18 protein-coding genes and 1 other annotated feature are annotated in these 22,618 nt (G+C 28.2%); of the genes, 2 read left to right on the top strand and 16 right to left on the bottom strand.

All coding sequences use genetic code 11. The annotated features are described in order from the left end of the window. Positions 1 to 171: 171 nt before the first annotated feature. The 7 genes from KEC93_RS03555 to KEC93_RS03530 all read right to left on the bottom strand — a co-directional run bounded on the left by KEC93_RS03555 (position 172) and on the right by KEC93_RS03530 (position 8,002). The gene (locus KEC93_RS03555) at positions 172 to 1,887 is read right to left on the bottom strand and encodes a methyl-accepting chemotaxis protein (RefSeq protein WP_011968013.1); all 1,716 of its coding nucleotides are present in this window, start codon (positions 1,885 to 1,887) and stop codon (positions 172 to 174) included. Between the two features lie 312 nt (positions 1,888 to 2,199). Continuing rightward, complete coding sequence (locus KEC93_RS03550) at positions 2,200 to 2,919, bottom strand: YczE/YyaS/YitT family protein (RefSeq protein ID WP_017209401.1); 720 nt, start codon at positions 2,917 to 2,919, stop codon at positions 2,200 to 2,202. A gap of 369 nt (positions 2,920 to 3,288) precedes the next feature. After that, complete coding sequence (gltA, locus tag KEC93_RS03545) at positions 3,289 to 4,683, bottom strand: NADPH-dependent glutamate synthase (protein WP_077868153.1); 1,395 nt, start codon at positions 4,681 to 4,683, stop codon at positions 3,289 to 3,291. Further along, on the bottom strand, positions 4,683 to 5,573 hold the full coding sequence (locus tag KEC93_RS03540) for a sulfide/dihydroorotate dehydrogenase-like FAD/NAD-binding protein (protein WP_111944712.1): 891 nt from the start codon (positions 5,571 to 5,573) through the stop codon (positions 4,683 to 4,685). The genes gltA and KEC93_RS03540 overlap by 1 nt, the downstream gene beginning before the upstream one ends. A 390-nt stretch (positions 5,574 to 5,963) precedes the next feature. Next, positions 5,964 to 7,226, bottom strand: a complete 1,263-nt coding sequence (locus KEC93_RS03535) for a sensor histidine kinase (RefSeq protein ID WP_077869945.1) — start codon at positions 7,224 to 7,226, stop codon at positions 5,964 to 5,966. Positions 7,227 to 7,260: 34 nt separating this feature from the next. Then, entirely contained in the window at positions 7,261 to 7,389 is a 129-nt protein-coding gene (locus KEC93_RS26650; RefSeq protein ID WP_017212455.1) for a hypothetical protein, read from the bottom strand. A 55-nt stretch (positions 7,390 to 7,444) separates the two neighbouring features. Continuing rightward, entirely contained in the window at positions 7,445 to 8,002 is a 558-nt protein-coding gene (locus KEC93_RS03530; protein WP_077869946.1) for an accessory gene regulator B family protein, read from the bottom strand. A 585-nt stretch (positions 8,003 to 8,587) separates the two neighbouring features. On the opposite strand from KEC93_RS03530, the gene KEC93_RS03525 reads away from it, so the two are divergent. After that, positions 8,588 to 9,148 (top strand): class I SAM-dependent methyltransferase, encoded by a 561-nt coding sequence (locus KEC93_RS03525; RefSeq protein WP_023973628.1) that lies wholly within the window; start codon positions 8,588 to 8,590, stop codon positions 9,146 to 9,148. 39 nt (positions 9,149 to 9,187) lie between these two features. On the opposite strand, the gene dut is transcribed toward KEC93_RS03525, so the two are convergent. The 3 genes from dut to KEC93_RS03510 form a co-directional block, all read right to left on the bottom strand. Then, positions 9,188 to 9,628 (bottom strand): dUTP diphosphatase, encoded by a 441-nt coding sequence (gene dut / locus KEC93_RS03520; RefSeq protein ID WP_011968004.1) that lies wholly within the window; start codon positions 9,626 to 9,628, stop codon positions 9,188 to 9,190. Between the two features lie 179 nt (positions 9,629 to 9,807). Then, positions 9,808 to 10,314, bottom strand: coding sequence for a prealbumin-like fold domain-containing protein (locus KEC93_RS03515; protein WP_011968003.1), 507 nt, complete (start codon positions 10,312 to 10,314; stop codon positions 9,808 to 9,810). Positions 10,315 to 10,411: 97 nt separating this feature from the next. Continuing rightward, positions 10,412 to 15,766, bottom strand: a complete 5,355-nt coding sequence (locus tag KEC93_RS03510; RefSeq protein WP_111944713.1) for a diguanylate cyclase domain-containing protein — start codon at positions 15,764 to 15,766, stop codon at positions 10,412 to 10,414. 176 nt (positions 15,767 to 15,942) lie between these two features. Here KEC93_RS03510 and KEC93_RS03505 point away from each other — a divergent pair, with 176 nt between their 5' ends. Continuing rightward, complete coding sequence (locus tag KEC93_RS03505; protein WP_065417956.1) at positions 15,943 to 16,659, top strand: polysaccharide deacetylase family protein; 717 nt, start codon at positions 15,943 to 15,945, stop codon at positions 16,657 to 16,659. Between the two features lie 72 nt (positions 16,660 to 16,731). Here KEC93_RS03505 and KEC93_RS03500 read toward each other — a convergent pair whose 3' ends face one another. The 6 genes from KEC93_RS03500 to thiF form a co-directional block, all read right to left on the bottom strand. Continuing rightward, positions 16,732 to 17,250: a tryptophan transporter gene (locus tag KEC93_RS03500; RefSeq protein WP_065417957.1), complete on the bottom strand. Its 519-nt coding sequence runs from the start codon at positions 17,248 to 17,250 to the stop codon at positions 16,732 to 16,734. A 176-nt stretch (positions 17,251 to 17,426) separates the two neighbouring features. Continuing rightward, positions 17,427 to 17,659, bottom strand: a binding site (T-box leader). Between the two features lie 45 nt (positions 17,660 to 17,704). Beyond that, on the bottom strand, positions 17,705 to 19,450 hold the full coding sequence (locus KEC93_RS03495) for a putative bifunctional diguanylate cyclase/phosphodiesterase (protein ID WP_011967999.1): 1,746 nt from the start codon (positions 19,448 to 19,450) through the stop codon (positions 17,705 to 17,707). 192 nt (positions 19,451 to 19,642) lie between these two features. Beyond that, positions 19,643 to 19,834 carry a DUF4250 domain-containing protein gene (locus KEC93_RS03490; RefSeq protein ID WP_011967998.1) on the bottom strand — a complete coding sequence of 64 codons (192 nt, stop codon included), beginning with the start codon at positions 19,832 to 19,834 and terminating at the stop codon, positions 19,643 to 19,645. A gap of 89 nt (positions 19,835 to 19,923) precedes the next feature. Next, complete coding sequence (locus KEC93_RS03485; RefSeq protein ID WP_011967997.1) at positions 19,924 to 20,790, bottom strand: tRNA 2-thiocytidine(32) synthetase TtcA; 867 nt, start codon at positions 20,788 to 20,790, stop codon at positions 19,924 to 19,926. Positions 20,791 to 20,973: 183 nt separating this feature from the next. Beyond that, positions 20,974 to 21,624, bottom strand: a complete 651-nt coding sequence (locus KEC93_RS03480; protein WP_065417958.1) for a thiamine phosphate synthase — start codon at positions 21,622 to 21,624, stop codon at positions 20,974 to 20,976. Between the two features lie 7 nt (positions 21,625 to 21,631). Next, the gene (gene thiF / locus KEC93_RS03475; RefSeq protein WP_023973635.1) at positions 21,632 to 22,435 is read right to left on the bottom strand and encodes a sulfur carrier protein ThiS adenylyltransferase ThiF; all 804 of its coding nucleotides are present in this window, start codon (positions 22,433 to 22,435) and stop codon (positions 21,632 to 21,634) included. Positions 22,436 to 22,618 lie beyond the last annotated feature (183 nt).

The following is a 22,618-nucleotide window of genomic DNA, read 5'->3' as shown; positions in this document are numbered from 1 at the left end:
CTTCTTTTAATCAAAAAAACATAAAGTGATAATTTATTTTCAATATCACTTTATGTTTTATATGATTCACCTTCTATTGTCCTAGTTTTATTTTATAACTAATCATATCATTAGTTTGTATTTTTCATTTAACTCCTAAAGTCTATATCTTCTTAAAGTTAATAAGTATTACTATATCTTAAATTTTTGTACCATTTCATTAAGTTTTTGAGCAAGCTCTGCTTGACTTTGAGCTGTTAACGCTACTTGTTCAATAGCTTTTGTTGTTTCATTCATACTATCTTTTATCATTTCAGCTCCTTCACTTGATTTTTGCGATGTTTGTGCCATATTTTGAATTGCTTCACTAACTTGTCCAACTGTAGCTGTTATTTCTTCTGACATAGCAGCAATTTCTTCTGACATGTTACTTACAAAGTTTGAATCATTATAGTACTTGTTACCTACTTCACTATAATCATTAAATTGTTCTTCTACATTTTTGCTTATAAACTCCAATATATCACTACCTGTGTTGATGCTACTATTAAATGCTAATTGAACTTTATTAATTGTGTCTTGAATATTTATTACTGCATCAGATGATTGCTCTGCAAGTTTTCTTACCTCTTCTGCTACTACAGCAAATCCTTTTCCTTGTTCTCCAGCTCTTGCAGCTTCAATTGCCGCATTTAATGCAAGTAAATTTGTTTGTTCTGCTATTCCTCCAATTGTTTCTGCCATAACTTTTATACTCTCTACTACTTTTCCATCTTCTATGGCTTTTTGCATTTTTTCTTGCTTTTCAATGTATAATTTCCTAGTTTCATTAATAGCTTTTTGACTATTATTTTTAACTTCCATAGATTTTTTCTTAGACTGACTTGCATTATTGCTTCCCTCCATAGCCTTAGAAGAAAGTACATTAACGCTTGAATCTACTTCTTCAATAGATGCACTTATTTCCTCAGTAGTCGCGCTAGATTCTTGCATTGCAGAGGCAATATTATCTACTGCTTGATCTATGGTATTGGCCTTTGAAGATATTTCTTCAACTGTTGCTGAAAGTTCTTCTGAGCTTGCACTTAAATCCTGCGAGTTTTCCATAATTACTTTAACCAGTCTACTTACATTTTCTTGCGCAGTGTTTAAAGCTACGCCTGTTTGTCCAAACTCATCTCCCCTTGTAATCGTAATCGCATTAGCGAAATCATAGGTTGATAATCTTTTTGCAAAGTCCTTTATCTCTCTTAATGGATTCAATATATTCTTGCTTAACATATATGCCATAAAAAGGATTATTAAAAATGCTCCTGTTGTAAAAATTAATATAGTATATCGAACACTCTTAAATTGAGATATATTATTTAAATTAGCTTGCTCCGCAGCCTTTGCATTTGCATCAATATTTTTTTGAATGTTTTCAAGTAAAGAATTTTTAATTGTGGTTAAATCGGAATTGCTAATTTTAATTGCTTCATCATAATCCCCGGTTTTCGCAAATTCGATTGCTTTATTTCTTACTTCTATATATTTTGCTAAATCATTTTTCAAATTATTATAAGTTTGTTTTTCGTCTGACACTGTAATTAAATTTTCATATTCTTTCATACTCTTGTCATTTTTTATGTCTAAATCATTTATAACCTTTAGATAATCATCTAGTTTTGTTTTATCTCTTTCGAAAACTAATCTATTATATGTAGCTCTCATGTCATGAATATTTCCCTTTATTTCTCCTAAGTCTTTAATAGATATTAAATTATTTCTATACAAGACATCTGCATTATCATTTATTTTTGCAGAGCTTAATATTCCTTCTGTTCCTATTGCGGCTATAAAAATACAAATCACAAAGAACACTGAAACAAGTTTCTTCTTAACACTTAAATTAATAAGAATTTTCATTATAACACTTCCTTTTTTTAATAATATATCCCCAATTTTTCGTACAGAAATTAATTTAAATAAAATAATCCTGCAATTATAAATACATAGTTATTTTCCATTATAAACTCTAGTCATTTTTTATCGACTTATTTCATTATTTGTAATAATTTTACACCATTTCAAAATATATTTCAATATTCGCTATATAATTACTACAATTAAAAACAGGGTTTGCTAAGCAAACCCTGTTTCTAAATAAAATTTGTATTCTTTTAGACTAAACTAATCAATAAATAATATCATAACTTTATTCTTATTTTTATAAATTAACTATGCAGTAGCTGTAACACTTTCTTCTACATCTACATCTTTTTCATTTACTAATAAGTTTACAAACTTTTCTCCATAAGGGAGGCAGAATTGTATAAATGGTCCAGTTGTTATCATTGCTATCACAGTACCAAGACCAACTTTTCCTCCTAATATAAATCCTATTATTAAAAATCCAGCATCTAGTGTTATTCTAATCCAACGGTATTGTACCTTAGTCTTATCTTGTATTATAAATGGAACAATATCATTTGGGGCTACTCCTACGTTTGTTGCTGATAAAACTGCAAACCCTATTGCAATTATTAAACATCCAAATACAACCAATAATGCCTTTATAAAATAGTTATAAGATTCAACTGGGAAATATGAAACAACCTTCACTCCAAGATCTATAATTGGTCCTACTCCTACAACACAAATTAAAGTTCCTATCTTTATACGCGATCTCTCAACTAAGAGTATAACAGCAAATAGTACAATCAATATAATCATATTTGCTACCCCTGGCGTTACCTGATCTGCTCCACTTATCATCTTAACTACAGAAAAATTCTTTAATCCTGTTTTATCTAATGCAAACGCTAAACCTTGCGTAAATACAGTAAATGGATCAGAGCCAATATTAGTCTTCAAAAATAATGCTACACCAAACTGAATTATACTCATTCCAACAAAAAATAAAATAATTCTTTTTAATAAGTTCATTGCTTTATTCATATTATTTCTTCCTTTTTTATTATAATTTATTGCTACATATAAACTGAATAAACATAAAATAGATATAATTATGTATCACTTTTTATTATATAATTTTCTATATATAATCTTAAATAATATGCACATGTACAAACATAAAACCATTTTACTATCTACCATCCATTTTGTCAAAAGAAAAATTCATTTTCATTCATTTTCCACCATATTAATTCATTGTATATAAAACAATTTAATTTACATTTGAGTATAAAAAAGGATATTTGTTCTAATGGCTTTTATTTTTAGCCATTGGAACAAATATCCTCTTATTTTATATAAAATATTAGCTTAAGTATATATCATATTAGTTACTGAAACCTAATGAAAATCTTATTTTCCTTGTAAATAGTCATCTATAGCTTTTGCTGCTTTTTTACCAGCACCCATAGCAAGTATTACTGTTGCTGCTCCTGTAACTGCATCTCCACCAGCATAAACTGCTTCTTTAGTAGTAAGACCTGTTTCTTCTTCAGCTACGATACATCTTCTCTTATTTATTTCTAATCCTTGAGTTGTTGATGAGATTAATGGATTTGGTGATGTTCCAAGTGACATTATTACAGTGTCTACATCCATAACAAATTCTGAACCTGGAACTTCAACTGGACTTCTTCTTCCTGATGCATCTGGTTCTCCAAGTTCCATTCTTACACATTTCATTCCTTTAACCCATCCATTTTCATCTACTAAGATTTCTGTTGGATTAGTTAATACATCAAAGATTACTCCTTCTTCCTTAGCATGATGTACTTCTTCTACTCTTGCTGGAAGTTCTGATTCACCTCTTCTATAAACAATATGACTTTCAGATCCAAGTCTTAAGGCAGTTCTTGCTGCATCCATAGCAACATTTCCTCCACCTACTACTGCAACTTTTTTACCAGATCTAACTGGAGTGTCATATCCTTCTACCGCTGCCTTCATTAAGTTTACTCTTGTTAAAAATTCATTTGCTGAGCATACTCCATTTGCATTTTCTCCTGGTATTCCCATGAATCTTGGAAGTCCTGCACCTGAACCTATAAATACAGCTTTGAATCCTTCATCTTCAAACAATTGATCTATAGTTATAGTTCTGCCAACTATAACATTAGTTTCTATTTTAACACCAAGTTTCTTAATGTTTTCAACTTCATTTTTAACTACTTTTTCTTTTGGAAGTCTGAATTCTGGAATTCCATATTCTAAAACTCCGCCTGCTTTATGAAGTGCCTCAAAAATAGTTACTTCATATCCTTTTTTAGCTAAATCTCCAGCACAAGTAAGTCCTGCAGGTCCACTTCCTATAACTGCAACTTTCATTCCATTTTTAGGTTCTGTTGCACTTAAGTCAACATTATGTGACGCTGCCCAGTCTGCTGTAAATCTTTCAAGCTTACCAATTGATACTGAGTCACCTTTTATTCCTAAAACACATCTTCCTTCACATTGCTTTTCTTGTGGACATACTCTTCCACAAACTGCTGGAAGTGAGCTGTATTTTGAAATTTCTTTTGCAGCTTCTTCAAATTTTTCATCTTTAACATAAGAAATGAATCCTGGTATATTGATTGATACTGGACATCCTTCTACACACTTAGGATTCTTACAGTTTAAACATCTAGAAGCTTCTTTAGTTGCTTCTTCTTCGTTATATCCAATACAAACTTCTTCAAAGTTTGCTGCTCTAACCTTTGGATCTTGTTCTCTTACTGGTATTCTAACTAATCTCTCATTCATGTCCATTATTTATCACCTCTGCAACCACAGCCACCGTGACTATGAGTATTTCCTTCTTCAACTTCTAACTGTGCTTTTCCTTCTTCTGTTTTATACATAGCTTGTCTTCTCATTGATTCATCGTAATTTACTAAATGTCCATCAAATTCTGGTCCGTCAACACAAGCAAACTTAACTTCTCCTCCAACAGTGACTCTACAAGCACCACACATACCTGTACCATCAACCATTATTGGATTTAAGCTTACTGTTGTTTGAATTCCTAATTCTTTAGTTAGCATAGAAGTAAATTTCATCATTATCATTGGTCCAATAATAATTGCATGATCATATTTCTTACCTTGATTATTAACTAGCTCTTTAAGCATATCTGATCCAGTTCCCTTAAATTCATATGAACCATCATCAGTTGTTACATAAAGATTTCCAGCAGCATTCTTTAATTTATCTTCATATATTAATAAATCTTTGTTTCTGCTTCCTAAAATAACATCTACAGCTATTCCATGTTCATGCATCCATTTTACTTGTGGGTAAACTGGTGCTGCACCAACTCCGCCTGCCACAAAGATGAAATTCTTTTTCTTTAATTCTTCTATATCCTCATGTATAAATTCACTTGGTACACCTAATGGTCCAACAAAGTCAGCTACATGATCCCCTTCATTAAAAGCAGCTAACTGTTTTGTTCCTTTTCCTACAGTTTGAAAAACTATAGTTACTGTTCCTTTTTCCTGATCATAATCTGCTATAGTTAAAGGAATTCTTTCACCTTTTTCATCATTTTTTATGATAATAAATTGTCCAGGCTTTGCAGATTTTGCTACTCTTGGAGCTTCTATATCCATTGAGAATATATTATTTGTTAGCTCCTTTTTGTTCACTATTTTATACATGCCATCGCACCCCTTTTAATTATGTTAAGTTTTATCACTTAATATATAGTTTACACTATTATTCTGAATTTTTAAAATACTTTTTATGAATTCTCATATATTTCTACTTATCTATAGGACCTATGTTACTACTTAATACTGATGATTCTCGAGCATTTTCTAATGATATCCCTGTGCATCTAAATTTATCACTGATATCTACATTAAGTTTCTCATAATAAAAAAGCTGATATTAATATTTCTAACTATCAAAACTCAATAAAAAATGATAATAAACCTTAATTTTATAAAGATCTATTATCATCATTGTAATCTTATTTATTTTTAATATGTACTTCTATTCAATCCTAAATATATTTCTAGGGAAATATTCGCTATGTATACTAAATATTATACAAAATTCTTTATAGGAAATACTATTTTAAATTCAGTAACTGCATCGCTACTTTTCACATATATCTTACCATTATGACTCTCCACTAAATCCTTTACAATACTTAACCCGTATCCATGACTTTGATCATTATTTTCCTTCGTAGTAAATCCAACTTTAAATATATCATTTAGATGTTGTTCTAGAATTCTAGGACCATTATTCTCTATTCTCACTATTACATTTCCTAAATATTCATAAGCCTTTGCAATTATTATACCTTTGCCGTTCATTGCTTTTATTGCATTATTTACTATATTAGATACTATTCTATAAAACTCCATTTCAGTAATACTCACTAAAGAGAAATCACAATTTTCTTCTATTATTACATGTATTCCCATATCAATAGCCGGTTTTAATGCAAGGGATAATATAGAATTTCTATTCTCGCTAACTTCTACAGCTGTTGGCGTAGATTCATTCTTATTTATAATATCTTTTAGAGATTTTTTTAAATCATCGAATCTTTCCATTAGACAAAGTCCATATAGATACGATATCTGCGCTCCGTAGTCATGCTTAATCTTCCTAAGTTCACTATTTTTTTCTTCTAGAGCTTCATTTAATTTAAATATTTGATCTGATTTCTTCTTTATATTTGCAAAATATTTTATGATAAACGCTAAAAATACGCACAAGATTGTGATTATCATATTTTTTAACATTTTAGATTCATCATTATAAATTATTAAATAAAAGGCCAAAACGAAATCTAGACAGAAGCTTATTGTTATAATCACGATCATATTAATCTTTTCACTAACCGCCAGCTTGTACATCTCTATAAACTTGCCCATGTATTTTATACATAAGTATAAGAATAAAATATAAGGAACATATATAATTAAAATATTAGCTACATCTGCATATTCTACTGGTATCAGACCTTCTATAAAACCAAAAAATAAATTATATGATATAATTCCATATACGCCCATAAAAGAATATGTCAATGTATAGGGAATCATTGACTTTAGTTTGTTATCTTTATATGAGAAAATCATTACAACTAAACATGATATATGTATTATAAACACACAGATAGATATGTTTCCAAATATACTTGTAAAGCTACTGTTTATAATAAACGTAACTATGGTTATTAAAACTACTTTAAGTTTGTTTAATTTCTTTTCACTCTTCAAGCAGCATTCTGTTGAATACGCGAAAATTATAGCTTGAATCATAGAGACTATTATATCTGCCAATAAACGCACCAAAAATTCCTCCTTAAATTTACGTGAAAGTGACTTATCTCAATTTTTTCATAGATTCAGGCATTTCTTCAATTCCTGCTGTAGCTGCTGATGCTGGAGCAAATATAATCATTGAAAGTGATAACATCATTAATACCTTACCTAATAAATTTTTAATTTTCATAAAATCCATTCCCCTTTCAATTTTGCTTAAAATTTATCATTAATATTTCAAAACATTAAGCATCTTTTTTATTAAACATTAATATGGTGTTAAATAGGATTGTCCATGTTATAAGCGAATAATAGTTGCTAAAATTGTACAGACATATAGATGTTATACCAAGCATTGTTGCAATACTTAGACCTCTTATTCTGTTTTTATTTATTAATTCTTGGCGCGTAATTGGCATTTTAGGATTTATTATTGGAACTTGATGCCATAGGCAAAATATACTTAAGATAATTAGTATACAGTTACCTACAAATGAGAGAGTGCACTGAGAATTTAACACCAATATTCCAATTGCTAATAGCACTGTGGCTATAAAACACTTAACCTGAGTATCTTCATGGTATCCGCCTATAAAAATCTTAGTCATACTCATGACTGCTAAAATTATAATAATTTTGTCGAAATATCCAAACAATGAAAATATAACTATAACAGAAAATAGCTTTATCGTCTCAAATAAAATACTAACTAGAATATATTCCATTTGTTCTAGTTGGTCTTTACTATAGTTATCATTTGTAGATATGCTATTTATAATTTTTTTTGAAATACTCTTTACCATATTTATCTCTCTTTTTATATATTTTTCTATATGTTAAATATATTATAGTCCCTTATTTGCTAATTTTCAACATATATTTATTCATCTCCAAGTCGTTAATAAGCATAATTTGTAAAAATATTTTTCCAACATTAATTAGATGATTATTATAAAAAAAGTGCCTTAATAAGTAACTATTAATAGGATGCTTTTTCTTTAATATATTATAAATATTAATTTAGTCTTAAGTATAATTTTATATACTAATGCAAAAATCGGTATTTTTCTACATTTAAAATTTAAATATGATTAAATATATATTCAAATTAATTTATAATTATATATATCTCTATTTTAATTTAATGAATTGTATATATACCTTTTATTCATAGGAATATTTTCACTTCAGTCTCAGCACTGTATTCTTACTACATACTTTTCTATTACCTCTTCTCATTTTGAAATACTATGGTAAATTCTGCATGAACTTATTGTACTGAACATTGAACAATGTTAGTATAATACTGTTCAATAATTGAACTCATTTATATGAATAAAACATTTCTTATTTTTATTCAATTTAATAAATTTCAGGAGGAGAGAATTATGGAAGATATGTCTTATTGGAAAGAAGTTTGGGAAAGAAAAGGAAATGGAAATACTACATGTTTAGAGGAATTAGACGGATACGAAGATACTACTGCTGATGTAAAAGAAATAGCTAAACAAATTGTTAAAGAATTAGACATTAAGGAAACAGATAGAATATTAGAAGTTGCCTGCGGAGCAGGTGGACTAGCTCAATATATAAAATGTGGTGAATACGTAGGAGTAGATTATTCCTCTTCTCTTGTAAAAAGGCACATAGAATTACTTAACAATTCAGTTCTTCACGGAGAAGCAAATAATCTAATCTTTAAAGATAAAACTTTTGATAAAGTATTTTGCTTTGGAGCATTTCACTATTTTCCTAATCAAGAGTATGCTAAACAAGCAATTTCAGAATTGAAAAGAGTTGCTAAGGAGGCTATATTTATTGGAGACCTACCTATGACTTCACACAGAAAAGAGCACTTACTTTATGATAAAAATGACTTTAAAGACTGGAAAATAACTGATGGATATTATAATCCATGCAGGTTCAATGTATCTCTAAAATTAGTTTAATTGATAAGTAAAGACAGGTATCTCTCAATACCTGTCCATTTACCTTGTTCCTGATGAACCAAATCCATTCTGATTTCTTTCACTTTCAGATAGTTCTTCTATTTCTATTATGTCAACTTTAACTACAGGTTTTATAACCATTTGAGCTATTTTCATTCCTGGTTCCACTTTGAAAACTTCGCTTCCATGATTAATTAGAATAACACCTATTTCTCCTCTGTACCCTTCATCTATAGTACCTGGAGAATTTAACGTAGTTATACCATTTTTTAATGCAAGACCGCTTCTTGGTCTTATTTGAGCTTCAGTATTTTTAGGGAGTTCAATTTGTATTCCTGTATGTACTAATCCTCTTTCTCCCGGCTTTAAAGTTAATTCTTTAACTGCATATAGGTCTAATCCAGCATCACCTTCATGAGCATAATTAGGTATCACAGCTTTATCATCGATTTTTTTTATTTTTAAAATATAATTGTCCATTCTAACACCTACTTAAAGATTATATAATATTATGATTATATAATTTTCCAATACAAAAATCCACTTCTTTTATTTAAATTAAAGTATTCTATAATTTTTATTACTTAATTAAACATATGCAAAAGGTTATATTTACGAATAAATTAATTTATTTTTTAAATATAACCTTCATTCTTTATTTAATTCTTATATTTGTTTTGTGCCATAAATTTTTTAAATTTATTAACTACTACTATTTTTTGTTTCTTATTAGTATTGTCTATTATTATTTCGTTCCAATTTATATACTTAGGTTTTTCAAAGTATCTTTTATCAATAATCTCAATTATCCTATAACAGCCTTCCTCAACTCCAGAAAAAATAACTTTTCCTTCCTCATCTGTAACTTTCGATTTAACAAGAACAGGAGATAATCCATTTATTTTATATAAATTAATTTTTACACCTTTTAAATATTCGTGTTCTTCACATTCCAAAATTGATGTAACAATAATTTCCCCTCCATTACAATCTTTTTCTTCTACTCTTTGGGGACTTGCAGATTTCTCATTTAATATGAACTCTTTATTATCTCTTTTCTCCTTATTATCATCGGATATTTCAAATTTATAATTGGTATTATTTTCTACAGATACTATATCATTAATATTTTCTTTTTCATAATTTCTAGGAACAGTATCACTCATAAAAAGCTCCTCTTAAAAATTGGTTCTCTTTATATAATATGATAAATAAACTTTTATGTGATTATGAATTGAAAACATTCTAAAATGTATTGTTAGTTTAACCAAGAAAAATAGAACTACCTATTTCTATTAAAAAATTCAGCACATTATAGTCATTACAAATAAATTCTTTCTCATTTACTGAAATTGAAAGGTATATAACTGCCAATAGCTCTCCGTTACAAATTATTGGAGCTATACAGACTGATTTCCAGTCAGGAAGCCCATAACTATTGTGACTGTCCATGCTCTCCCAATCTACTAAATATAAACCTTTTTCTTCTTCAATGACTTGATTTACTAATTTAAAATTAAACCTATCATCTAAATTCCAATTATCCTTATTTCTTCTCTTACTATACGTATTAACTATTTTCTTCTCTTTTACAATAAAAATTGTAGCTATATCACACTCAATCGTCTGCATAATCTTTAAAATAAGATTATAAATCTTTTCTTCCTTACTACATCTACGTTTGGCAATACCAGCTATTTCTTTGAGCATTAACATAAAATTATAATCTTTAGCCGCATTTCCTGATAATACTCCAGTTAATTCGTCATTTGTATTTCCACTTGCTCCACACTCATTTTCCCAAACGATGCATCTATTCTTACCATCACGTTTAGCCTTATATAGAGCCTGGTCAGCTCTCCTTATAATTTCTTCATTGTTAAGAGATTCATAAGAACTCATTGCTATTCCTATGCTTACAGTCACTTTTCTTTTATCTCCTAGAATCCTTGCTTCCTCTATATTTTTTCTTATTATCTCCCCTAAATTTATAGCTGCTTCACAATTAACATTAGGCAAGAGAATTATAAATTCCTCTCCTCCATATCTTCCAATAATATCACCTTTGCTCATGCACTTTTTAACTTCATCTGCAACCTTAACTAAGACTTCATCTCCAGTTTGATGTCCATACTTGTCATTTACGCCTTTAAAATCGTCGATATCAAACATCATTACAGCAAATTCACTTTCTCTTGCCTTCGCAGAATCTAATAAAAAAAGTAACGCTTCTTCAAAATATTTTCTATTATAAACACCTGTCAGCTTGTCTAGTGTAGAGCTTATTGTAAGATTATACTTTTCTAATAAAAAGGTTAAGAAAGGTTTAAATTTCTCTATTGTTTTCTTTGATTCATTATTTATATAATTTAATGCATTGTTAGTAATAAATATTAATCTTGCATTAATTCCCGCACTACTATTTATGTGTTTTTCTCTATTTATTATTTTCATATACATACAAGATCTTATTCCATCTTTCAGTACCTTATCATCTAACTGATAGAATCTAGGGTCATTACTGCAAATTGCGAATGTATCTTCATCTGAATCAACTTTTAGTGAGAGGTATCTATTTATTTCATTTTTATCGCTAATTCTATATGTGCATATAACATCATTTTCTCCCTGCTCGTTCTCTGTAACAATCATAGCCTTATCTGCTAAAATTAATCTCGCCATATACTTCATTACATTTTTTATATCATCAATAGTATTATTAGAAAACTGCTCAAATACTTTATATATATCTCTAAAATCATTGTAATAGCATTTTTCATATAAATATTGAACCAATTTAAATGTATCTTCATTATCTAGTATATTCATTAAATCTAGTTCTTTTAATATTTGTTCTAAATCCTCAATTGTTTTTATGAATTGTGTTGATTTAAAACTCATATTTATACCCAAATCTTCATTTAAGCATTTTACAAATAACTTACGGGTTTCTAAAAACCTACTATTATTTGCATATGATAACTTATCATTTTGCGGTAATAAATTTATTGTATCTATATATGAAGCTATAGATTCATAATAATAATTCAATGCCAATCCATTACATTCGAGTTCATTATACTTCTCACCAATCGCAGAATATATATCAGCTTTAATTTCCTGGTTATCCACAAAGGAGCATACTCTTAGCGCCTTATTTATCAGAAAATTATATTGATTTCTATTTCTAAAATTAAGTTCTAGATACACATAAATTCCTTCAACATTGTAATTTTTAGGATATCCCTTGAGATCAAAGAATAATTCTTTAGCCAACACCTTATATCCAAGTGTTAAAATTCTTCTAATAGCACTTATCCTTATTTCAAGACATGTATCTGCATCCTGTAATAGCTTAATTTTTTTCTCTAACTTATTGTATACATTTCTTATATCACTCTCATTTTTACATTTATATAAAATAAGCTCAAAGTAATTGCAAACAACTATTTTATACTTAGAACTATTGCTATTAAATATTAGGGCATATATTTTTTTCAAGTGGTCATATGCTAAATCATAATTACAAATCATCAGATTATATAACGCATATGTATAGTTTGTATTTATAATTCTATCTTCCAATAGCTTTAATCCTTTTTGCATTTGCATTATTAAATTATGATACTTTACTACCAGACTTATCTTTCCTGATTTTATATATAACAAACAAAGTTCATTGCAAATATTAAATGAATAAGAGTCTATCCCCTCTTCTCTTTCTCTTTCTAGTGCTCTTAATAGATATTTCTCTGCTTCTAAATATCTTTTTTCCTGACTATAAATATCTGCTATACAAATTAGACTCAATATTTCCCTCTTGTATACTTTCTGTTTATTCCCTTCTCTAGCTATTTCTAAATATTGCTCTAAAATCTCCTTGTTATCTCTTCCTTCTTCCTTACAGACAGATGCATCTAATAGTTTAATATATAATTGACCATTAATATTATTGTTATTAGTAAATATACTGTTTGCATATAAACATAAATTTTTAGCCTCTTTATAATTCCCTTTCTTTATATATATATTAATAAGAATACTTACTGCCCAGCCATATACATCCTCTTTTATCTTATTTTCTTCACATATAATTATTGCTTTTTGTGCATTAAGCAACGTTAATTTATTGTTATATTCCAATCTGTATTTTAATGAAAGTGCATAGTAATAATAAACCTCTCCCTTAGGATAGTGTTCTTTATCTAGCAATCTTCGTATACAATTTAAAGAATAATCTATCCCTGTATCTATATCTGTAATACTATTAATTTTTATTATTATCATTTCAAGCAGTGTATATATTTCAATTTCAATTTCGTCATTTTGTATTGCGATCTGGTTTGCCTTCTCAAGATATTCAAAACTTTTTTCATGGTTAGATTTTTTTTCATAAAGCTTTGCAATCTTAATGGCCACTTCACTTCCACTTGAATCACTAGGATATGTTAATACCTTCTTATAATATGATATTGACTTCGATATATCACCTAACAGATCCTGAGCTTCTGCGTATTTTAATGTATAAAAATATGCTTTTTCGTAACCATTACTTTTTTCTAAATGCAATAATAATTCTTCTATATAATAATCTGTATCAAGTAGAATTTTCTCCATAAAAATAGATGCCTTAGAGTGTAGTTTAATTCTTTCTTCTTCACCTAACTTTAAATACAATATATTTCTTAATAAATTATTTCTAAAACCTATAAGTATACCTTGATCACTTATTTTATCAGTCAAAAGGCCTTTTGATTTTAAATTCTCATAAATTTCTACATTATCAGAATCCATTATTACATATTCTAAAATTATTTTTTCTGATAAAGGAGTTTTAAATATAGCTAACTCCTTTAAAATATTAATTTCTTTTTCGTTTAATGAAAAAATACTTGCCTCTAATCTTCTTTCTAAAGATTTGGGTATAAGTATATCTTGAACCTTAATATTAGTCTTCCATTCTCCATTATTGCTATCAAAATATAAGGTTCCATTACCGTATAATTCATTTATAACTCCACTTATATACTGCGGATTTCCTAGAGTTTCTGAATATATCTTTACCGCTAACTTATTAACATCAGTACCTGTATTAAGCATACTTCTAATCATCTTAGTAGTATTATATTGATTAAAATAATTTATTTTATATTCTTCATACTTCTCTACTTGTTTTAGTTCATTTATGAACTTTATAAAATTTTCATCAACACTGCTTTCATTCATAGAAAATATTATCATAACATTTTCTAAGTTATTTCTTAAAAAGATTATATATTTAATAAACAGTTTGAAAACTTCATTTTTTTTATCTAAATCATCTATTATCATTATAAATGGCTTAGTCATTGTATACTCACTTATAAACTTCCCCATTCTATTAATCAATTGAAGCTTTTGTTTATTATTTTCACTATTTGTAGAATTTTTTTCAAGTAATATAGAAATAAATTTTTTTATATAAATTTCATACTTATCTCTCAAATTCTTATCTACTTTATTTAAAATGTAATTTAGTATTGTATTATATTGCTCTTCGTTGCTCGCATTTTTATTATTAAAATCATCAATATATATAATATCTCTAAAGTATTTATTTTCAAATCTATATTTAATTTCTTCTAAAAGTCTGGTTTTTCCGCTTCCATCTTCACCATTGAAATTTATAAACTTATTTCTCTGCTTGTTTTCCAGTATCCTCTGAAAATTTTTTTCCACTATTTTTATTTCTTCTGTCATTCCTATTATATCTAAATCCGTTTTAATCTTATTTAAAGCCTCACTAATAAATAATCTATAGTTCTTCTTCATTTTTTTGTTTATATTTTGTATAAAATATTTAAGTTTAAACGATTTATTTATAGTATTCACTCGATTATATATATTTTTTATATCTTCTAATCCTTTAAATCCTGTTTCAAGTTCTGATTCTGTGAATATTTGTCTGCACAGTTCTACAACTTGTACAATATTATCTTTATTTGAATTTATATCTTCTCTTGTTTCGATGTTATATTGGTAAGGTAATGAATTTATTAAATTAAACTTTCTTAATTCATTTGCTAACAAATCTTTCATTTTGACTTTCACATTATTGTTGGAATCAGGAATTAATATTACATCCTTCATACTAATATCATCATATATATATCCCTGCATGTTTAGCGTATTTATAGTAGCACAAATATCCATAAATGTATCTAATTTCTTACAAAAATCACATTTATTAAAATAATCTTGTGTATCCAGTTTAGCCTCTGCATACTCCATTAAATACCCATATTGAGGAGTATCAAGCTTTATCCCATTAATACTATAAATTATTTCAATATTTATAATGTTAATAACGTTCTCAAAATTAAGATTTTTAATAGTCTTAAATTTACTCAATAAATATTCTCTTGTTTTCTCATATGTAAAACCATTTTTCAAAATACATAGAACATATCTTGCGTCTCTCTCTATGTCTGTAACAATATAATTTGAAAAATTCTCTTCAATAACTATCTCATGCTCTATTAGATATTTATTATTTACATTTCTCAATTCTAATTCATCCCTTTTCTTCACTAACTTGAAGTTTACCAATCTATCTAAAATTATACCATATTTTAGCATAACGCTGAACACTATTATATCTAATTCAATTAATTATCTACTTTTTCACATAAATTCATATTTTTATAATTATATCTTCTTAATTATATTGTAACCAAAAGTATATAAAGGCTTATAATATAAATTTAATTTTAGGACATAATACTTTTTGTAAAAACATTTAGGAAGGTGATAATATGAATCTAAAATCGCTAAAGAAATACATTCCTTTTGTTTTGATTATAATAACTATAATTAATTATCAAAATCTTCTTATTCATAAGGTCCTTGCTGATGAAAAAAAAATAATATATCTAACTTTCGATGATGGCCCAGCTGGAAAAGTAACTACTAATGTGTTGGATATATTGAAACAAGAATCTATTCCTGCAACCTTTTTCTTAATAGGAAGTCAAATCAAAGGACAAGAGGATTTAATTAAAAGAATGTATGATGAAGGGCATGCGCTCGGTCTTCATAGTATGAGTCATAATCGAAACAACCTTTATCACTCTAATGAAGAATTTCTGCAAGAGATGTTGGATACCCAGCAAATAATTAATTCCATAGTTGGTATTAAGCCAAATATACTAAGATTCCCTTTTGGTTGTAATAATAACTGTTATAAAATTTCGCAGTCTATGGTCGATTTACTTCATCAAAATAACCTAAAAATTTACGATTGGAATACAGATAGTGGTGATGGTGCTCATCCTAATGCTAGTCCAAGTACATTTATTAAAAATTCCAAAAGTGACAAAGAGCGTGTAGTACTATTAATGCATTGTGCATATATGAGTAAAAATTCAGTAAAGGCTTTACCTAGTATAATTAAATATTATAAAGATAATGGCTATGAATTTAAAGCAATCGATGAAAATACTCCTGAAGAATATCATTTCATGAAAAAATAATAATGGATAAAATAAAGAGGCTATCTCAAAATTAATCCTTTTGAAATAGCCTCTTTAAATTATACAAAATATCTATTCTACCGCATAGCTTCCATTTACCGATGTAATCTTTTCAACAATTTTAAACATTACAATTCCTGATATTGTATTTACTATTATTGTTGGCACTACTACTGATATGAAAAGTACATTAAACGATAATCCTCCAGGTAATCCTACTATATTCGCTAGTAAAGTTAAAAATACTGTTCCGCTCACTAAAGTTCCTAAAGGTAATAATATTGATACTTGCACTAACTTATTAACTTTATTTCTTAAAGGCATTAATATCAAATACATGACATTACAAGTTATAAATTTATCTATAATATTTGGTAATTGTCCTCCTGGTGTTTTAGTTGTTAGTGCTGCAAATACTCCCATAATAATCCCACATAGTAATGTTGTTTTATAATCTTTATTAAACACTATTATTATAAATAACATTGCTAATGAGAAATCTGCCTGCATACCGAATGGTGGTGTAACCTGGTGTAATATTGCTCCTATTGCTATTAAAATTGCATTTGTTGCCATTTTCTTTGTATTCATAATAAAAATCCCCCTTGTTAATCTTTGCTTATTTTATTTTTAAGTTGAAACCACTTTCTTTCACAACATACTTATCACGCCCCAATATTTAAATATATTTCTTTGTTATGCTTCCAAATATAGAGTCTTTTGGTTAACAACTACTAAAAAAGAATATAAAAAAACCGTCCTATAATTAATAGGACGGATATTATCCGCGTTGCCACCTAGATTGCATAAAATGCCTCTCATTTCAGATACAAACATATCTTATTCGCTATAACGTGCGACTTACGGCTAAACTACTCTCAAAAGATTTCATCTCGCTCCTCAAAGGCCCATTCATCATTAACTACCGTACTGAAATCTCACCACCTTCAGCTCTCTTTAACATTGTTATATGATTACTATCCCTCTTCGTAGGATTTATTTTATAATCTTATATTATATCCTCAAATAGTGTTTGTCAACACTTTTATAAAATTTCCTTACCGATTATATTCTTAATTGCGTCAAACATTCTTGGTTTACTGAAATAGTATCCTTGAACAACATCGCATAATATTGTTCTTAAATATTCAACTTGCGATTTTTCTTCAACCCCTTCTGCCACTACTTCTATCCCCAATTGATGTGATAAATTTATTATATTTTCCACAATACACTTACTCTTAGGATTGTTCATCAAATCAATTACAAAACTCCTATCTATCTTTAGTACATCTATAGGTAATTTTGTCAAATAGTTAAGCGAAGAGTATCCCGTCCCAAAGTCATCTAAAGCAATGCTTACTCCTAATTTTTTTATCTCCTGAAGGATCTTAACGTTTCTATCAAATGATTTCATTAGCATACTTTCTGTTATTTCTACTTCTATATACTTTGGATGAATTTTATATTTCTTTATTAGTTTTTTAAAATCTGATAAAACAACATCCTCTCTGAGCTGCATTTCAGACAAATTAACTGCTATCTTAAAATTATCATTTCCCTCGTTTAAAAGACATTTCGTCTTTTTGAATACTTCTTCCAAAACAAAACTTCCAATTGGAATTATCATTTTTGAACTTTCTGCGATCGGAATAAACTCCGCCGGACTTACCATTCCAAATTCACGACTTTCCCATCTTGCTAAAGCTTCAAATCCGTTTACCAAAGAATCATCGAGTGATACTTTAGGTTGAAACATAACATATAATTCATTATTATTCAGTGCAGTTCTTAACCCTTTCTGCAAACTATAAACTCTGTTTAGCTCATCAGAAAGGCTATCATCAAAAAAATCACACTCATTTTTACCATTTTTCTTTGCTTCATACATTGCTGCATCTGCATTTTTGAGTAATGTATTATAATCTATTCCGTGATCTGGAGATAGAGAAACACCAATACTTGCTGTTAAGTATATTTTTCTTCCATTCACTATATTAGGTTTTTCAAAAGACTTTGCTATAGCATTACCCAAAGTTATAATTTCTTGTATATCAATTATATTTGGCTTAAATAACAGAAAAGTATTGCCGCTATATCTTGATACTAATATATCTTCTGTAACAGATTCGACTATATTATAGCCCACTTCTTTTAACACTAAGTCTCCAAAATCATGCCCGTAGGAGTCGTTTACATATTTAAAATTATCTAAATCTATTATCAGCATCGCGGCTCTAGTATTACTATTAACAACATTTTGTAACATTTTGGCTACCGTGTTCTTGAAAAAATATTTATTAGGTAGCCCTGTAATTCTATCACTATGAATTATTGAATCTATTGTTTTATTGACCATAGATTCTTTCCAATTTTTCGTCAAAGAATCTATATCACCATATTCATTCTCTAAGTCCTTAAAGCAATAACTAGTTCCAGTAAAGTAATACTGTTCATTACTTTTAATTGACTTCCCGACAAGAATAAACTCAACAATGTTACCCCTAGGACTTTCCATCTTGTATTGTAGCTGCATTTGTTCTCTATTTATATAGTGTCTCTTTAAATCTTGAGAGAAAAAGCTTAAAACATTTTGTTTATCTTCTTCACCAACAAAATTTATAAATTGATCTAAAGTTTCATTCTTAGTATCATACTCTTCAAAAAAACTTTTCATTGTATCATCAATTATTAATTTAAGCTCTGATTGATTCCAAATTATATTAACGCCCAAAATTGGTATAGAATCAAATATTTCCTCATGATTTAATTGAAGTTCCTCCCTAATCATATATATACAATCCTTCACATAATTCTATAATTTGTACTATTCCTGTTTGTTAGAATCTTTAGATTTCTTATCATTTGCTAATGATGCTATTAAAGCTGCTGTTGCTGCTATAACAGTAATTAATTTGCCTGTCTTTTTTAAATTCATATAACATCACCTTCCTAACTTTATGAATAATTATTTATTAAGACTCTAATTCTTAAATTGATTTTCTTCTTCCTCGTATTTATATCCGATACTTATTAATATATTTATAATATCGTCTTTAGATAATTCTAAATCATCACAAAGAATATCTAATGAACCATATTGATCTCTTAATTTCATGTTTATTACACTTAACAATATGTTTGGATCACTGATCCCCATAGGATTATTTTCCATATCTACTCTTCCTTTTCATCTATTGATATATGGTTAATTATAGCATAACATACATTTCCAAATTAATAAATACTTTTAGTTACTTAAGTCTACTCTTCATCGTAATAATCTAGAAAAGAATGCTTTTCTTCGCCCTTTTGCCAACCTAATATTGAATCCATACTAACATTTTCAGCTGCTTTAAAGATAGACTTTTCAACTCCGCTAAAATTCTTCTTTAATTCTTTAATAAGATCTTTTATTTCATATCTCTTATTACCTATTCTTTCAGCTGCAACCATACAAGCGCAATTCAATGGCCATATACCACTATAATTTATAAATCTTTTTATATACTCTTCCTCTATAAAATACATAGGCCTAATTAATTCTAAACCTTCAAAATTTTTAGCTTTTAATTTAGGCAACATTGTCTTAAAATTACCACCATATAAAATGTTTAGCATAGTTGTTTCAATTACATCATTATAATGATGTCCTAATGCAAGTTTATTACATCCAAATTCTTTTGCTTTTGCATAAAGAGAGCCTCTTCTCATCCTTGCGCATAAATAACAGGGGTAATCCTTAGCCATTTTATCAACAACATCAAAAATGCCTGATTCATACATATGAATTGGAATATTTAGATGCTCACAATTTTCTATTAGTAAATTTTTTATATCTGGATGATACCCTGGATCCATAGCTAAAAATACTAATTCAAATTTAACTTGACCATGTCTTTGCAACTCCTGAAATAATTTTGCCATAAGTATACTATCTTTTCCTCCAGAAATTCCAACAGCAATTTTATCTCCTTCTTGAATTAAATTATATTCTTTAATTGCCTTAACAAATTTTGACCAAATATGCTTTCTATAGCTTTTAATTATAGCTTTTTCAATCTCTTCTAGTGGCTTTTTTTCTCCATCTGGTATAATTCTTGGACAGCCTTTTCCTGCAATTGTACTCATTATTTCATTTCTCCTTATTATCTTAATAGTATCCAGATCATAGATACTAATTGTTCTTGAATATATCTTTCTTTAAAGAGTTTATAATGAACACTTAAGATTTACAAGTGTTTTTAGGTTTTAATATTAGCTGATTTTAATTATTCGTATTCGTACTTTGATTTTCATATATCAAAGTAATGTTTATTTAGAAAGAGATTTCACTAGTTCTTCAGGGTTTTTGTCTTTCATCAAACTAGACATTATAGCAATTCCACTTGCTCCAGCATCCAATACTTTCTTATAATTATCTTGATTTATTCCGCCTATTCCAATGACTGGAATGTTAATCTTCTTGGAAAGAGCCTCTATTTCCTTAATTCCTCTAGGAGGAAGACCTTTTTTACAATCAGTTTCAAACACATGGCCATAAATAACATAGTCTGCTCCTAATTTAGCCGCTTGTATACCTTCTTCGCAACTATGTATTGAAACGCCTATCATCTTATATATCTTATATTTATTCCCACTAAAATCAAAATTATCCACTATCTCTTTAGAATTTATTGCTCTTCCTGTGCATAACTTGTTACTAATATTTATAAAATCATTAAATGATAACTGAATTCCATCAACATTGGACTTTTTAGCAATATCTATATTGGAATTTAGTATTATTCTGATATTTGTATTTTTCAGTTCCTCTTTTACTTTCAAAACTAATATCATTAGCTCTTCACTGCTTAAATCTTTTTCTCGTATAATTAAGAAATCTAGATTAGATTCTGATATTTTTTTTATTTGATCAAAAAAGTTCCTACAAAGTTTTCTATTTGTTATTCCAATTACAGACATCTTTAGTTTATACCTCTTCTCCTAATATTAATCTAAGCGCCATATTTGCTTCATGACAAGCTGCGATACCAACCCTAGGTGCCATTAACCCCTCATTTACTTTTGCCTCATTTTTAAAGTCTCCACACATATATAGCCTTGTATTTATTTTTTTGCTAATTATTAGATTATTAGAATAATACCCTGCCATACCTGAGGCTGAAATAACCTTTGGTTTTTCTGTCTGAAGTAAAACTTCTCTAACTATCATCGCTTTATTTTCTGCGCCATCAAATGCTTCAATTACAATATCCATATCCTCAAATAAATCTTTAATGTTATCCTTATCTACATACGTATCAACAACTTCGATATTTATGAACGGATTGATTTCTAACAATATTTCTTTTAATGCATGGCATTTTTTCATTCCAATATGTCTTATAAAGTATTGTTGTCTGTTTAAATTACTAGGTTCAACCACATCAAAATCTATTATTTTTATATGTCCAACCCCAACTCTTCCCAACGCTAATGCTACTGTTGAACCAAGTCCACCAAGTCCAGCAATAGCTATCTTCGCCTTCTTAACTTTCTCATGAACCTTTGGAGTATGTCTACTTACCATTAGTGCCTCTAACTCTTCTTTTTTAGGCACCTCGCCTCTCTTAATTAAAGTAACTTTATCGCCTTCATTTAGAGAATAATCTTGTTTAATTGGAAAACCATTTAAAATAACTATATCCGCATCACTTTTTATCCTGCTTCTAACTTCAAATGCAGTAATTTCTCCCTCAATATCTATTTCTCTTTCATTTACTAAAACTTTCAAACTAATATCCCCAATCTAAATAAATTTTAAAACTTAATATATCTGTTCATTATTTACTCATTATTTTCTTATCAGTCTTTTTTCATAATTTGTACGACCAATGGGCAGAACCTCTACTTATTTGGCTTCCATAATAAATTACTAGATAATAAAAAGACTTACACTAAGGTAAGTCTTATAAAT

Source organism: Clostridium beijerinckii, assembly GCF_018223745.1.
Lineage (GTDB): Bacteria > Bacillota > Clostridia > Clostridiales > Clostridiaceae > Clostridium > Clostridium beijerinckii.
This window is presented reverse-complemented; position numbering and strand designations above follow the sequence as displayed.